General features: G+C 63.3%; 8 protein-coding genes. 2 read left to right on the forward strand and 6 right to left on the reverse strand.

Annotated elements, in window-relative coordinates; all coding sequences use genetic code 11:
* The 5 genes from AAIL67_RS02565 to AAIL67_RS02585 all read right to left on the reverse strand — a co-directional run bounded on the left by AAIL67_RS02565 (window position 1) and on the right by AAIL67_RS02585 (window position 7,938).
* A complete protein-coding gene (locus tag AAIL67_RS02565; RefSeq protein WP_343483325.1) occupies window positions 1–2,574 on the reverse strand; it encodes a DUF5682 family protein in 2,574 nt (857 codons plus the stop codon).
* A 172-nt stretch (window positions 2,575–2,746) separates the two neighbouring features.
* A complete protein-coding gene (locus AAIL67_RS02570; RefSeq protein ID WP_003069729.1) occupies window positions 2,747–3,829 on the reverse strand; it encodes an AAA family ATPase in 1,083 nt (360 codons plus the stop codon).
* Between the two features lie 37 nt (window positions 3,830–3,866).
* The gene (locus AAIL67_RS02575; RefSeq protein ID WP_343483326.1) at window positions 3,867–5,624 is read right to left on the reverse strand and encodes a DUF5691 domain-containing protein; all 1,758 of its coding nucleotides are present in this window, start codon (window positions 5,622–5,624) and stop codon (window positions 3,867–3,869) included.
* Window positions 5,621–7,000, reverse strand: coding sequence for an SWIM zinc finger family protein (locus AAIL67_RS02580; protein ID WP_343483368.1), 1,380 nt, complete (start codon window positions 6,998–7,000; stop codon window positions 5,621–5,623). The genes AAIL67_RS02575 and AAIL67_RS02580 overlap by 4 nt, the downstream gene beginning before the upstream one ends.
* 563 nt (window positions 7,001–7,563) lie before the next feature.
* The gene (locus tag AAIL67_RS02585) at window positions 7,564–7,938 is read right to left on the reverse strand and encodes a transcriptional regulator (protein ID WP_034351660.1); all 375 of its coding nucleotides are present in this window, start codon (window positions 7,936–7,938) and stop codon (window positions 7,564–7,566) included.
* A gap of 502 nt (window positions 7,939–8,440) precedes the next feature.
* On the opposite strand from AAIL67_RS02585, the gene AAIL67_RS02590 reads away from it, so the two are divergent.
* Entirely contained in the window at window positions 8,441–8,707 is a 267-nt protein-coding gene (locus tag AAIL67_RS02590; RefSeq protein WP_063660805.1) for a hypothetical protein, read from the forward strand.
* Between the two features lie 132 nt (window positions 8,708–8,839).
* On the opposite strand, the gene purL is transcribed toward AAIL67_RS02590, so the two are convergent.
* Entirely contained in the window at window positions 8,840–12,850 is a 4,011-nt protein-coding gene (gene purL / locus AAIL67_RS02595; RefSeq protein ID WP_343483329.1) for a phosphoribosylformylglycinamidine synthase, read from the reverse strand.
* Window positions 12,851–13,029: 179 nt separating this feature from the next.
* Here purL and map point away from each other — a divergent pair, with 179 nt between their 5' ends.
* Window positions 13,030–13,842 carry a type I methionyl aminopeptidase gene (gene map / locus AAIL67_RS02600; RefSeq protein WP_003066441.1) on the forward strand — a complete coding sequence of 271 codons (813 nt, stop codon included), beginning with the start codon at window positions 13,030–13,032 and terminating at the stop codon, window positions 13,840–13,842.
* The last annotated feature ends 110 nt before the right edge of the window (window positions 13,843–13,952 follow it).

Genomic DNA, 13,952 nt, shown 5'->3' on the forward strand with positions numbered 1-13,952 from the left:
TCACACCTTGGCCGCAGCCGCATCAAAATCGGTAGCTGCCTGGGCTTGCCCCATCAGCGCATGAGGCAGATTCAATCCCAGCAACTCATTGAGCACGGGCAAGGCCAGCAAGGCACGCGACTCATCCCAGGGCGCGGCGTCATCCGCAGCGCCCACGGCAGGACCAGGTGCCGCAGCGCCCCCCACAGGAGTTCGCTTGACCTTGTCGCCCAGGCTTTGGCGCTCGTGATTGCTGAAGGTCGAGAAGCTGCGCCGCACCAGCGGCAGAATCTGGGCAAACTGCACCTTGCCCAGACCGCTGAGCCAGGCATCGACAGCACCCCAGATGGACTCGTCATGCAGCAACACCAGCGCCTGCTGGTTCAGGAAACCATCCAGCCAGGCCGCCACATCCATGGGCGCCGCGCCCAGCGAAAGATTGCGGTTGAACTGACGCACGATTTCAGCGCTTTCCAGCAACTGCTCGTCCAGCAGCAAACGGCAGGCCATGCCGCGCAGCAGCGCCGCTGCGGCATCCCCCATGGCCAGGCTACGCAGTGCCAGACGCCAGGCATCCACCGCCTGTTGCGCCTGGCCGTCGCTGGTGCGCAGCCGCAGTGCCTCGTGCGCCGCCAGCACCTTGGTCTTCATGGCGGCCGCAGCATCCTCATCCATGGCCATGCAGGCAACAGGCAGGCCGATGGCGGCGCGCAGCACCAGCGAATCGATCACGCCGGCAAGCAAGGCGGTATCGGTCTGGCGCACGCTGCCATAGCGATAGACATTGGCCAGCGGCGGCAAGGCCTGCAGCAGCTGGGCCACATCGCCCGTGGTAGCTGCACGCTGGGCCAGCGTGGCGATCAGGGCTTCGACCAGCTGCGGCAAATCGGCCAGCAACGCATCGTCGATGGCCTGCGCGATTTCGGGCAGCGAGGTCTCGGTCGTCAGGCTGGAGCGCAGCTTGGCCGTGGCGGCCTGGGCCACGGTCGCGCCGTGCACGCTGGCCTCGATGATGCGCACTGCCAGCTCGGGCTCCCACTGCAGCTGCCAGCTTTCGCGGAAAGTACCCCGGTTGCGCTGGGCATCAGTGGCGCGCACGCCCCAGTCAATGCCGAGCAGGCGCAGACGGTGCAGGAAATGGCTGCGTGCCAGATCCGTGTCCTTGCGCAAATCCAGTGCCAGCAGCTTGCTTGCCGCCTCGGGCTTGAGGCGCAGCGATTTCTGCTGCTGCTCAATGTCGCGCTGCAGTGGCACCTGGGGAACATCGGCAGGCACCTGGCCCAGCACATGACCGACGGTCAGCTCCTCATCGATCAATCTGAGCGGCGCGTCCTCGCCCATGCAGATCACGGTGACTATGGCCTCGTTGATCTCCTCCAGGCCGGGCATGGGCTGGCCGCGCAGCGCCGCCAGGCCCTCGGCCAGACGCGTGGCCTCGATGATGTGAGCGCTGGAGCAGTCCAGATCCTTGTCGCGCAGCAGATGGGCCACGCGCGTCAGCCAGCCCGCCGTGCGCAGCGTGGCTGGAGAAACCTCGTTTTTGATAGCTACTTGCGCTTTACCATCAAGCGTTTGAGACTGATTTGACTCCAAACCCTGGGACGACTGATAGCACTGCCACAGATGCTGGTACCAACCCGGAGAAGTCACACCCGCGCCATAGCCGCTGCTGCTGGCCAGGTTGCGGTAGGTCCAGGGGGCCCAGGTCGCCATCACCTTGGCCTTGGGCAGGCCTTTGAGCAGTGCGCTGTCGGCCTTGGCCGTCACGCTGGCCTTGAGCGCCGGCACATGCCAGGCGCCACAGACCACGGCAATGCGCTGGTGACCGGCCTTGGTCGCCTCACGAATGCACTGGCGCATATGGGCTTCGCGCAGTGCTTCGCGCTTCATGTATTCCTCGCCGCGCCAATGTTCGCCATCCTTGGACAGTTCTTCGCGAGCTGCCGTCATCACCTCGCCAATGCTTTCAAACAGTGCTTCGCTGTCGCCGCGCTCCTCGACCAGACGGTTCCACCAGCTCTCGCCATCGTCAAAGCCTGCGGCATGGGCCAGCCAGTCCAGCGGATCGCGGTGCAGGTGTTGAGGGGGCGGTGCCGGGATGTCCAACTGCAACCCATGCTCGTCACCGTCCTGCATATCGGCCAGCGTCGCGGCCTCCGCGACATCCGGTGCATCCTGCTCCGAGTCCGGGACAGCCGCCGCCTGCACAGCAGCCTCTGCCTCCTGTGCCGCCTTCTTCAGCGCTTCGCGTCGCGCAAACTCGATGGCCATGCCATGGGTCTGGGGCAGGTCGATGAAGCGCGTGGCAACACCCTGGCGACTGGCCCACTGCAATGCCTGCCATTCGGGTGAAAACTCGGCAAATGGATAGAACGCGGCCTGGCTGGGCTCGTCCTGCATATAGACCAGCATGGCCACGGGCGGGCGCAGCTCGGCACTTTGCAGCATGGGCAGCAGCACCTCCCCTTCGGGCGGGCCTTCCACCAGCAGGCAATCGGGCTGCAGTGCTTGCAGCGCCTGCAACAGGCTGCGCGCGCAGCCCGGGCCGTGATGGCGTATGCCAAAGAAATGAACAGAATCAGCGGAAGTGGCCATGGGCTGGGTCAATCAGAAATTCTTGAGGAACGACTGCATTTCAATGCGGTTGGCACAGCCCAGCGAATCGAAGATTCGCGCTTGAGACGAGGCGTCTTTGTCGAAGACAGTAGCAGCGCTACGGCGAGACAAAGCAACGAAGTATCAAGGGCTGTGGCAGCCGCTCGCCGAATTACAGTTGCTCGCGGCAGGCGCGGTACAGATCCTTCCAGTCGCTGCGCTCCTTGACCACGGTCTCCAGATATTCCTTCCACACCACCGTGTCCTGCACCGGGTCCTTGATCACCGCACCCAGCAGGCCCGAGGCCACATCGGCCGCGCGCAGCACGCCATCGCCGAAATGGCCGGCCAGTGCCATGCCGCTGTTGATGACCGAGATGGCCTCTGCCGTGGACAGCGTGGAGCTGGGCGACTTCACGCGCACGGTCTTGCCGTCCTCCGTCTGGCCGTGGCGCAGCTCGCGGAAGATCTGCACCACGCGGCGCACTTCCTGCAGCGCAGGCGGCTCGGTTGGCAACTGGAGCGCCCGCCCCTGCTCGGCCACACGCTTGGTGACGATCTGCACTTCCTCGTCCTGCGAGGCAGGCACAGGCAGGACCACCGTGTTGAAGCGGCGCTTCAGGGCGCTGGACAGCTCGTTGACGCCCTTGTCGCGGTTGTTCGCCGTGGCGATGACAGAGAATCCCTGCACGGCCTGGAACTCCATGGACAGCTCCGGCACGGGCAGTGTCTTTTCGGACAGCACGGTGATCAGCGTGTCCTGCACATCGGCGGGAATACGTGTGAGCTCCTCGATGCGCGCGATCTTGCCCAGCTTCATGGCGTTGACCAGCGGGCTGGGAATCAGTGCTTTCTCGGACGGACCATGAGCCAGCAACTGGGCATAGTTCCAGCCATAGCGCAGTTGCTCCTCACTGGTGCCGGCCGTGCCCTGGATCAGCATGGTCGAATCGCCGCTCACAGCCGCAGACAGATGCTCGGACACCCAGGATTTGGCCGTGCCGGGCACGCCGTACAGCAGCAGGGCACGGTCGGTGGCCAGCGTGGACACGGCAATCTCCATCAGGCGCGGATTGCCGATGTATTTGGGACTGAGCTCAAACCCGTTGCTGAGCTTGCCGCCCATCAGATACTGGAGCACGGCCCAGGGCGAAAGCTTCCAGTTGGGCGGGCGCGGACGGTCGTCCACCTTCTGCAGGGCATCGAGTTCTTCGGCAAATTGCGCCTCGGCGTGCTGACGTAGTACTTGGCTCATGATGACTTTCGGGTTGAATGCAGAAAAATTCGAAGGCTTAGGCGCTCAGCGCGGCATGCAGGGCCATGCGCAGATCGGTGATACGGTTGAGTTGCTCGAGCACGCGCTCGTCATCCCAGGGGCGCAGGCGGGCGCGCTCCAGCCGCGCCTGTTGTTCGGGCGTCAGGGTGCTTTGCGCAGCAACGGTAGTGGCCTCTTCGGCCGCATCGGCCACCTTGGATACCAGCTTTTGCCAGAGCCCGGCCAGCCCTGACGAGGCTGCGGCCTCGGGCTGCTGCTCTGGCACGGCAGGTTTCTCAGCCTGTGCAGGTTGACGCCAGAGCCACACAAAGCGCGGCAGAACGGCCGGATGCAGCCGGCGCGCGCAGGCCAGCACGGCCTGGTCGGCCTGCCAGCTATGCCAGCTGCCCGTGGCCTGCTTGCCGCCTAGCGCCTTGTCCAGAGCGTCCATCAATTGCTCCGACATGGATTGAGAAAACACGCCAACCACGGGCATGCTGCTCTCGATGGTGTTGATGCGATCCACCAGGCTGCCCTTGGCCTGCTGCAGCTGCGCCTGCCACAGCGCCTCGCGCTCCTGCGGGCTCAGTCGGTCCAGCAGGGCCGGCAGCAGCGCTTCGGCCCGCGCATCGCGCTCCATGGTCTGCAGCAGCGCAATCCAGCGCACATCGGGCTGATCGCGCAGTGCCGCCAGCCAGCCCTGGCGCAGGGCGGTCTTCCAGTCGCTGCGGCGGCTCCAGTCCCAGAGCTGCTCGGGCGTCATCTCCAGGGTCTGCAGCCAGAAGTCAATCGGCGCGAGTTCCACCATTTGCTGCAGCCACCAGGCTTTCACGCCCTTGATATAGGCCGGCGGCTGCAGTGCAATGCCGTCGCGCTCCCAGTCCTTGCTGCCCTCCTCTGGCGGCTCGATCTGCCATTCCCCCTTGGCATTGCGGCTCAGCATGGACTGCAGCCAGCCCAGGATGCGCAGGCTGTGCGCGCTTTGCGGCAGGCGCGAGAGCAGGCGGGCCGCGTTCTCACGCACCTCCTTGCTGCGATCGATCAGCAGCTTTTCCAGCAGCGGCTCGTCCGCCATGGACAGCCCCACGCCCAGAGCCAGCACCATGGGCGCACGCTCCTTGGCATTGAGCTCCTTCAAGCTGGCTTCCAGTCTGGCGCGGGCCTGGTCTGCATCGGTATCACGTTCGCTATGCAGCAGCGCCACGCGCTGCTCGATGGAGCCCTCCTGCCAGATCAGCTCGGCATTGGCCGTCTCCTGCACGCCGCTGGCATAGCTCCATTGCGGGTTGAGCCCGGCCAGCCAGCGTCCTCGCTCGCCCAGCACCGGCGTCAGCCAGGTACGCAGCTCCACCGAACGGCGGCCTTCGTTCAAAGCATCGACCAGGAGCGCATAAGGCAAGCGCTGTCCAGCCTGATCGAGGGCATGGAACATGGGAGCCAGCATGTTCTCGGGCCCATGCTGCAGCACATCACGCATCAGGCCATGCAAGCGCTCATCCTCGGGCTCGCGGCGAGACTCGTCGGCAGGCAATGCCGGAGAGCTCAAAGGCGCACCGAGCCTGACCTGCGCACCGGGTTGCCAGCCCGCCCGCTCCAGGACGGCGGCGACGGCGCTGGCTCTGAGCAGCTGTGCAGACGTTGATGCAGCCGGCTGCAGCCAGGCAGCTTGCATGGCTTGCAAACAGGGGCTGGCTGCGGCATCGACCTGCGCGGTCAACACCGCAGGCACGGCCAGCCTGTCCGCGCCGACCAGACTTGACTGCTGCAGCGCAGCCCACAAATTGGCGCTGCTCATCGCATCTCTCCTTGGTTCTGCCAGATGGGGGACAAGACCTGGCTGTGAGCATCCTGCTGCCAGGCACTGAGCAGACGCCAGCGAGCCAGTTGCGGCCCGGACTCCCACTCGCCAAACAGGGCCAGAGGCGTGCCGCCACTCAGCGCCAGCAGCCGCCAGGCTTCGTCATCGGCAATCACCGCTGGCACGGGTGCCGCCTGGCTCTGTCCTGTGGGCCAGCCCACCAGCCATTGCCCCTCTACATACAGCAGCTGGGCATCCGCACACCACAGCGGCTGCACCGGCTGCAGCGCATTGGCGGCAATGCGCTCGCCCAGTTGTTGCAACGGTTCGCCCAGAGCCTTGACCGTCAGGGCTACGGCATCGGAGCTGTCGATTGCTTCAACCCCATTGACGGCAACCGCCCGCAGGCTCGCCCTGCCCGGATAAAAGCTCAAGGCTGCGCGATAAGCGCTGCCGATTACCCAGGCCGTCTCGAATCCTCGCCCGCCCTGGGCATAGTCCAGCATCAGGGCAGCGCGGCCGGTATTGAGGCCCTGCAGCCAGACTCGGCGCTCCAGCAGGCGACCCTCGCGCTCGATCAGGCGCTGACCCAGCACCCGCCAATCGTCGCTGATGGTCTCGCCACGGGCCTGTACTTCGGCCTTGTCCATGGGCCAGCCCAGGGCAGCCATGACGTCGGCCTTCACCTCGGGGCTCAGCGAGTCGCGCCGCTGCACCGCGTCCACCAGCAGCTGCCAATGGCCAAGCTGCACCAGCAGGTCACGCGGCCAGTTCGGGTGGCTGTCCACCAGCTCCCAGGCTTCCCTGATACGCGCGGCCATGCCCGTGGCCTGAGCATCCACCATGCGTGCCGCCATGGTGTTCCAGTGCTGGCGCGTCTGGCTGTCGCCGGCCTGATTGGCCAGGCCGGTGCGCACCATGTCCTGCATCCATAGCGACAGCTCCTGCATGCCGCCAGCAACCTTGTCCCAGCGCTTGTCCTCGCGCTTGGCCTGCTGTCTGGCCAGAGCCTCCTGATCCGCCACTGGCGCAGCGGCAATGGCGGCCGCCTTGGCCTCTTTCTGCTCGGCTTTTTGCTGACGACCACCCAGCCAGTTGCTGACCCATTCCGGGGGCTCGCCGCCCTCCGGCACCTGGCCGCCTGCGCGCAGCAGCATCAGCGCCAGCCCGTGCTTGCAGGGGAACTTGCGGCTGGGGCAGGAGCACTTGAAGGCCGGCCCGCTCAGATCGACCTGAGTCTGATACGGCTTGCTGCCGCTGCCCTGGCATTCCCCCCAGACCGCAGCATCATTGCTGCCTGTGTTCGGCCATTTGCTCAGGGACTGCAGTCCCTTGGCCGCCTTGGATGACGCAGCATCCGGCGACAGCGCCAAAACTTCCGCTTCCGTTGCTAATACACGCGACACCAATGTCTCCCGTCCCGAATCGACGCAATATCTTGATAGTTCGAGGCGCTTACGCACCAAGGGCGAGTGCGAGACTACCCTCGGAAAACCTCGTCCGCACTTTGCTGAAACTGTGTTTTCAGCGCGGCAAAAACTGTGGTTTGACCGACCGCGCAAACTGTTGCGCGCAATGCGTCAGCCTATCATCGCCATGGCACTGTGCCGATGAAAACGTGCAAAAAATCAGAACATAGAGAAGCTGGGTGACATGCATCAACCGGCTTCCTCGTCGAGCTGCGGTACCTCTGTTCCCGGTGAACATTCAGCCTGCCGACGCTGCTGCAGATGCAAGTACCGACTCCGCAGCAGCCAAGCCACGGCATGTTTGCTACTTTTGCTTACCAATGGCTCAGCCCGGCTTCGGTGCTCATTCCGCGCAAACTGCCCGCAATTGCACCTTGCTGCCTATCTGGCTGTCAAATTGCTACCAAGGGTCTGAATGCTCTGGGTCAAATCGACCAGGACACTTTCGACGCCATACACGCCCTGTGTCACAGCCTTGGAAGTCGGCTCTGGGTCGGAGAATTAGCCACTGACGATGCTTCGGCTGGCAAGCCCGCTGCCAACAAGATAGAGGACTGCAAGAGATTCTGTCTGGCAGCTAACGAACAGCGTCGAAAGTTCTCCAGCAAGAGCTGTTCGCCGGCATCCCCCGCTGGAAGATCCGACTGGCGCCGGCCGGTCAGCACAAACAGCACATCAACACCTGCTGCGGCAACTGCAACAAGGTAATCACTATCCGGCTTTCGTTCGTCTTTCTCGTAGAGCAGCTGCGCCTGCTTGCGCACACCGCCAAGTTGGCCAAACCCTTCCTGATTTAAGCCAAGGCGTTCTCGTTCCTCACGCAAACGCGCACCAATACCCATATGTGTAACTCAATATTGACAAATATACGCATTTGCGTACTATTGCCATACCAAAGCCAAGCTAGCGCCGCTTCACAGCACCGCACTAGAGGCAAAAAGCAGCAGCCCTTTGCACAGAGCTGCTGCACCTATTCACATCAATCAATAGATTTTGACATGAAGCAGCTACATCCCCACGCGCAGGCCCGCACATGACTTGAGAGCCAAGGCCTACGGTCGCCCAATGGACACGGAACAGTCCAGATAGCCGCTTCCCGATCAACAGCCGGTGCAGTGTCGGCAACGGATCTTGCCTGCTCTGACAACAGGCACTCTACGAATGTGTTCTGTACCGCTCGACAATTTCAGCCTATGTCTGAGTCCGGCGTTTACGGACTTGATGCTGTCAAAGCATCAGCTATCCATGCACGACTGTCGCGGGCAAATCGGCGCAGCTGAAAGCATGCGCTATTCAACACCAACGCCAGGACCTGCAGATCAGGCCCGACTGGAGTTTTGAGTCATGAGCCAGGACATTTTCGATCAGCATGCCGATGGCAAGGCTTTTGCGGCAGCAGCTTCGTTGGTGCCGGCAACCGTGCCGCAAGCCCAGATTGCCTGCCACCAAGCGCAGTTGATCGGCTATGCGTTGAGCCACCATGTGCCGGACATGCGGCGAGGCTTCGATATTCTTACCAGCTATGGCCGCTGGCATGTAGATGCGAAGCCAGCCGCGCAGATGGCCGAGTTGATGCGCCAGCATCTGATGCAGCAACTGGAGACGATCTAGGCCTACGCTTCCGACAGGACGCGGAAAGCAGTTCACCCGATCCTTGAAGTCGGCCTCCGGGAAGACCATGAACCATGAAAAAAGGCTCTGCAGAATGCAGAGCCTTTTGATTGCGCTAGCAGTACCCGGGTATCAACCCAGCCACTTGCGGGCGTTGCGCCAGACGCGCATCCAGGGGCTGAATTCGGACTTGTCGCCCGAGGTCCAGCTCATCTGCACATTGCGAAACACGCGCTCGGGGTGAGGCATCATCGCCGTGAAACGGCCATCGGCCGTCGTCACTGCTGTCAGGCCACCGGCCGAGCCGTTGGGGTTGAACGGGTACTGTTCGGCAGGCTGGCCGTGGTTGTCCACATAACGCATGGCCTTGACCACTTGCTCGGCATTGCCACGGAACTGGAAGTTGGCATAACCCTCGCCATGTGCCACGGCGATGGGCAGGCGGGAGCCGGCCATGCCTTGCAGGAACAGGCTGGGCGACTCCAGCACTTCGACCATGGACAGACGCGCTTCGAAGCGGTTGCTCTGATTCTGCGTGAAGCGCGGCCAGTCCTGCGCACCGGGGATGATATCGGCCAGCTCGGCAAACATCTGGCAGCCGTTGCAAACGCCCAGACCGAAGGTGTCGCTGCGACCGAAGAAAGCCTGGAACTGCTCGGACAGACGGTCGTTGAAGGTGATGGAACGCGCCCAGCCAATGCCCGCACCCAGGGTGTCGCCGTAGCTGAAGCCGCCGCAGGCCACCACACCGGCGAAGTCCTTGAGCTGCGCGCGGCCGGACTGCAGGTCGCTCATGTGCACGTCCACCGCATCAAAACCGGCTTCGGTAAAGGCGTAGGCCATCTCCACATGGGAGTTCACGCCCTGCTCGCGCAGCACAGCCACGCGAGGCTTGGCAGCCACATTGATGAAGGGCGCTGCCACGTTCTCCTTGGGATCGAACGTCAGATGCACATGCATGCCGGGGTCGGCAGGTTCGCCAGCGACAGCATGCTCGCTGTCGGCGCAAACGGGATTGTCGCGCTGCTGGGTGATCTTCCAGCTCACGGCATCCCAGACCTGGTGCAGATCGGACAGGCTTGCGCCGAACACCTTGTTCGCATCGCGCCACACCTGCAGCTCGCCCTTGCCGGCGTCCACAGGGGACGAAGCAGGACGGGTCTTGCCGATGACATGGCTGCACTGGATCAGGCCATGTTCGCGCAACACCTGCAGCACTTCGGCACGGTCTTCCGTCCTGATCTGCAGCACGGCGCCCAGCTCTTCGTTGAACAGCGCGCGCAGGGTCAGGTCTTCGCGGCGGCCGGAAACCTGCTTGCCCCAGTTCTTGCCTTCGCCGCTGTCCATGCGGCTGTCGGAGATGCCATCGCCTTCGGTGATCAGCATGTCCACATTCAAGGCCACGCCCACATGGCCGGCAAAGGCCATTTCGGCGGCCGTGGCCAGCAGGCCGCCGTCGCCCTTGTCGTGGTAGGCCAGAATCAGTCCCTTGGCGCGCAGCGCATTCACTGCATCCACCATGGCGATCAGATCCTTGGGCTCGTCCAGATCCGGCACCTCGTTGCCCGACTGATTGAGCACCTGACCGATGATGGAGCCGCCCATGCGCATCTTGCCGCGGCCCAGGTCGATCAGCACCAGGGTGCTGTCTTCCACCTCGGCGTCGAGCTGGGGCGTGAGCGTGGTGCGCACATCGTCGATGGAGGCAAAGCCGGTGATGATCAGGCTCACGGGCGAGGTGACCTTCTTGGTCTGGCCGTTCTCGCTCCACTGCGTGCGCATGGACAGAGAGTCCTTGCCCACGGGAATCGAGATGTTCAGCGCGGGGCACAGCTCCATGCCCACAGCCTTGACGGTGGCGTACAGCGCAGCGTCTTCACCGGCTTCGCCGCAGGCGGCCATCCAGTTGGCCGACATCTTCACCTTGGACAGCTCGATGGGCGCGGCCAGCATATTGGTGATGGCTTCGGCCACGGCCATGCGACCCGAGGCGGGCGCGTCGATGGCGGCCAGCGGTGTGCGCTCGCCCATGGCCATGGCTTCACCCTTGAAGCCCTTGTAGTCGGCCAGGGTCACGGCCACGTCGGCCACCGGCACCTGCCAAGGACCGACCATCTGGTCGCGATGGGTCAGGCCGCCGACGGCGCGGTCGCCAATGGTTATCAGGAAACGCTTGGAAGCCACGGTAGGGTGGGCCAGCACTTCGATCACGGCCTTTTCCAGCGGCACGCCGGTCAGGTCCATGGCGGGCAGCTCGCGCTCCACGCTGGTCACATCCTTGTGCACCTTGGGCGGCTTGCCCAGCAGCACGTTCATGGGCATGTCCACGGGGAATTTCTGGTCGCCGGACTCGACCGCCGTGTCCTCCAGCACCAGCTGGCGCTCTTCGGTGGCCGTGCCAATCACGGCAAACGGGCAGCGCTCGCGCTCGCAGAAGGCCGTGAACTGCTCCAGCGATTCGGGAGCGATGGCCAGCACGTAACGCTCCTGCGATTCGTTGGACCAGATTTCCTTGGGCGACAGGCCGGACTCTTCGAGCTTGACGGCACGCAGGTCAAAGCGTGCACCGCGCCCGGCATCGTTGGTCAGCTCGGGGAAGGCATTGGAGATACCACCGGCCCCCACGTCGTGGATGGCCAGGATCGGGTTCTCGGCGCCCTGCTGCCAGCAATGGTTGATGACTTCCTGTGCACGGCGCTCTATCTCGGGATTGCCGCGCTGCACCGAGTCGAAGTCCAGTTCTGCTGCATTGGTGCCCGAAGCCATGGAGCTTGCCGCACCGCCACCCATGCCGATGCGCATGCCGGGACCGCCCAGCTGGATCAGCAGCGTGCCCGCCGGGAACTCGATCTTCTTGGTCAGTTCGGAATCGATCACGCCCAGGCCACCGGCGATCATGATGGGCTTGTGGTAGCCACGGGTGATGTCGCCGACCTGCTGCTCGTACTCGCGGAAATAGCCGGTCAGATTGGGACGGCCGAACTCGTTGTTGAACGCCGCGCCGCCCAGAGGGCCTTCGATCATGATCTGCAGCGGGCTGGCGATATGTTCGGGCTTGCCCACTTCACTGCCCCAGAGCTTTGAGACGGTGAAGCCGGTCAGGCCGGCCTTGGGCTTGGAGCCACGGCCGGTCGCGCCTTCGTCACGGATTTCACCGCCGTTGCCGGTCGATGCACCGGGGAAGGGCGAAATCGCCGTGGGGTGGTTATGTGTCTCCACCTTCATCAGCACATGGTTGGTTGCAGCCTGCTTCTGATAGCTGGGAGCGCTGACTGCGTCTGCCTTGGCATCGAACTTGGCTACAAATCGCTCAACCTCATGGCCTTCCATGATGGAAGCGTTGTCGGCATAGGCCACCACGGTGTGCTGGGGCGAGCAGGCTTCGGTGTTGCGGATCATGCCGAACAGCGATTTTTCCTGCTCCACGCCGTCAATGGTGAACTTGGCGTTGAAGATCTTGTGGCGGCAGTGCTCGGAGTTGGCCTGCGCAAACATCATCAGTTCCACGTCCGTGGGATTGCGCTTGAGGTCGTTGAAGGCATTGACCAGATACTCGATCTCGTCTTCGGCCAGGGCCAGGCCCCATTGCTTGTTCGCGGTTTCCAGCGCTGCGCGGCCACCACCCAGCACATCCACAAACTCCATGGGCTGTGCAGCCAGGGTGGTGAACAGTTGCTCGGCCTCGGCGCGTGTCGCGAACACGGACTCGGTCATGCGGTCGTGCAGCAAGGCGGCAATCTGTGCCGTCTGCTGCGGCGAGAGCTCGGGCTTGCCACCCAGCAGGCCGGACTTCATGTCCACGCGATACTCGGTCATGCGCTCCACGCGGAACACGTTCAGGCCGCAGTTGCGCGCGATATCGGTCGCCTTGGAGGCCCAGGGAGAGATGGTGCCCAGGCGGGGAGTGACGATGAAGGCCAGGCCTTCAGCATTGCCCGTATAGGGGTCACCATAAGTCAAGAGCGCCGACAGGCGCTCTTGCAATGCGGGCGCAACTGCGCCCTCGGTGGCTACCAGGTGCACAAAGCGTGCAGATACGCCGGTGATCTTGGGGTGAATGGCGACCAGATCGGTCAGAAGCTGTTGGGCGCGGAACGAGCTCAGGGCGTTTCCACCCTCAAACTGTGTCAGATGCAATGTCACGTGGCGGCCTGTTTATGTGAAGGCTGTTGAAAAGCGTCCTGGTCAATCCCCTGCCTGAGAGGACCGGGCCAAAGCGCTGAATTCGGTGAGCCTAGGATTTTACCGTGCCTCGGGGTTAGTCCGAATGCTCACACCCACAAGCCCTGCATGTTCAAGCGCGCAATGGGATAATTGCGACCATGAGCATCACACTGAAGACCCCCGAAGACATCGAGCGCATGCGCGTTGCAGGCCGCTTTGCTTCGGATGTGCTGGACTACATCACCCCCCACATCAAGCCCGGCATCACCACCCAGCAGATCGACGATCTGTGCGCCAAGCGCATGGCCGAGCAAGGCACCAAGACGGCCTGCCTGGGCTATCAGCCCCCAGGCATGACGCCCTACCCGGCCTATGTCTGCACCTCGGTCAACCATGTGGTGTGCCACGGCATCCCCAACGACAAGCCTTTGAAAAAGGGCGATATCGTCAATGTCGACGTGACCATCATCACCGAAGACGGCTGGTTCGGCGACAACAGCCGCATGTTCATCATTGGCGAAGGCACGATTGCCGCCAAGCGTCTGTCCAAGCTGACCTTCGAGGCCATGTGGAAGGGCATCGCCCAGGTCAAGCCCGGTGCCACGCTGGGCGATATCGGCCATGCCATCCAGACCTATGCTGAGAGCAACAACCTGTCCGTGGTGCGCGAATACTGCGGCCACGGCATCGGCAAGGTGTTCCACGACGAGCCCCAGGTGCTGCACTACGGCCGCCCCGGCGAAGGTGTCGTGCTGGAAGAAGGCATGGTCTTCACCATCGAGCCCATGCTGAATCTGGGCAAGCGCGACATCAAGGCCATGCCAGACGGCTGGACCGTGGTCACCAAGGATCGCAGCCTGACCGCCCAGTGGGAGCTGATGCTGGCCGTCACCAAGACCGGCTATGACGTGCTGACCTGGTCCGATGGCTCGCCCACTCCGCCCGACTTCATCACGGCCATCCGCACCTGAGCGCATTGCAACCGCTGATCTGCATGCCGCATCCGGCCAAAGCTGGATGCGGCATATTTTTTGCTTGTAGACCTTGTGCTGCAAGCGCCATGTGCTCATCTTTTTGCCAT

Source organism: Comamonas sp. A7-5 (genome assembly GCF_039581385.1).
Lineage (GTDB): Bacteria > Pseudomonadota > Gammaproteobacteria > Burkholderiales > Burkholderiaceae_C > Comamonas > Comamonas thiooxydans.

Bases quoted from the DNA above. Each gene is read 5' to 3' on its own strand.
- AAIL67_RS02565 (WP_343483325.1), bottom strand. From the start codon at position 2,574: ATGGCCACTTCCGCTGATTCTGTTCATTTCTTTGGCATACGCCATCAC.
- AAIL67_RS02590 (WP_063660805.1), top strand. From the start codon at position 8,441: ATGAGCCAGGACATTTTCGATCAGCATGCCGATGGCAAGGCTTTTGCG.
- map (WP_003066441.1), top strand. From the start codon at position 13,030: ATGAGCATCACACTGAAGACCCCCGAAGACATCGAGCGCATGCGCGTT.
- AAIL67_RS02585 (WP_034351660.1), bottom strand. From the start codon at position 7,938: ATGGGTATTGGTGCGCGTTTGCGTGAGGAACGAGAACGCCTTGGCTTA.
- AAIL67_RS02575 (WP_343483326.1), bottom strand. From the start codon at position 5,624: ATGAGCAGCGCCAATTTGTGGGCTGCGCTGCAGCAGTCAAGTCTGGTC.
- AAIL67_RS02570 (WP_003069729.1), bottom strand. From the start codon at position 3,829: ATGAGCCAAGTACTACGTCAGCACGCCGAGGCGCAATTTGCCGAAGAA.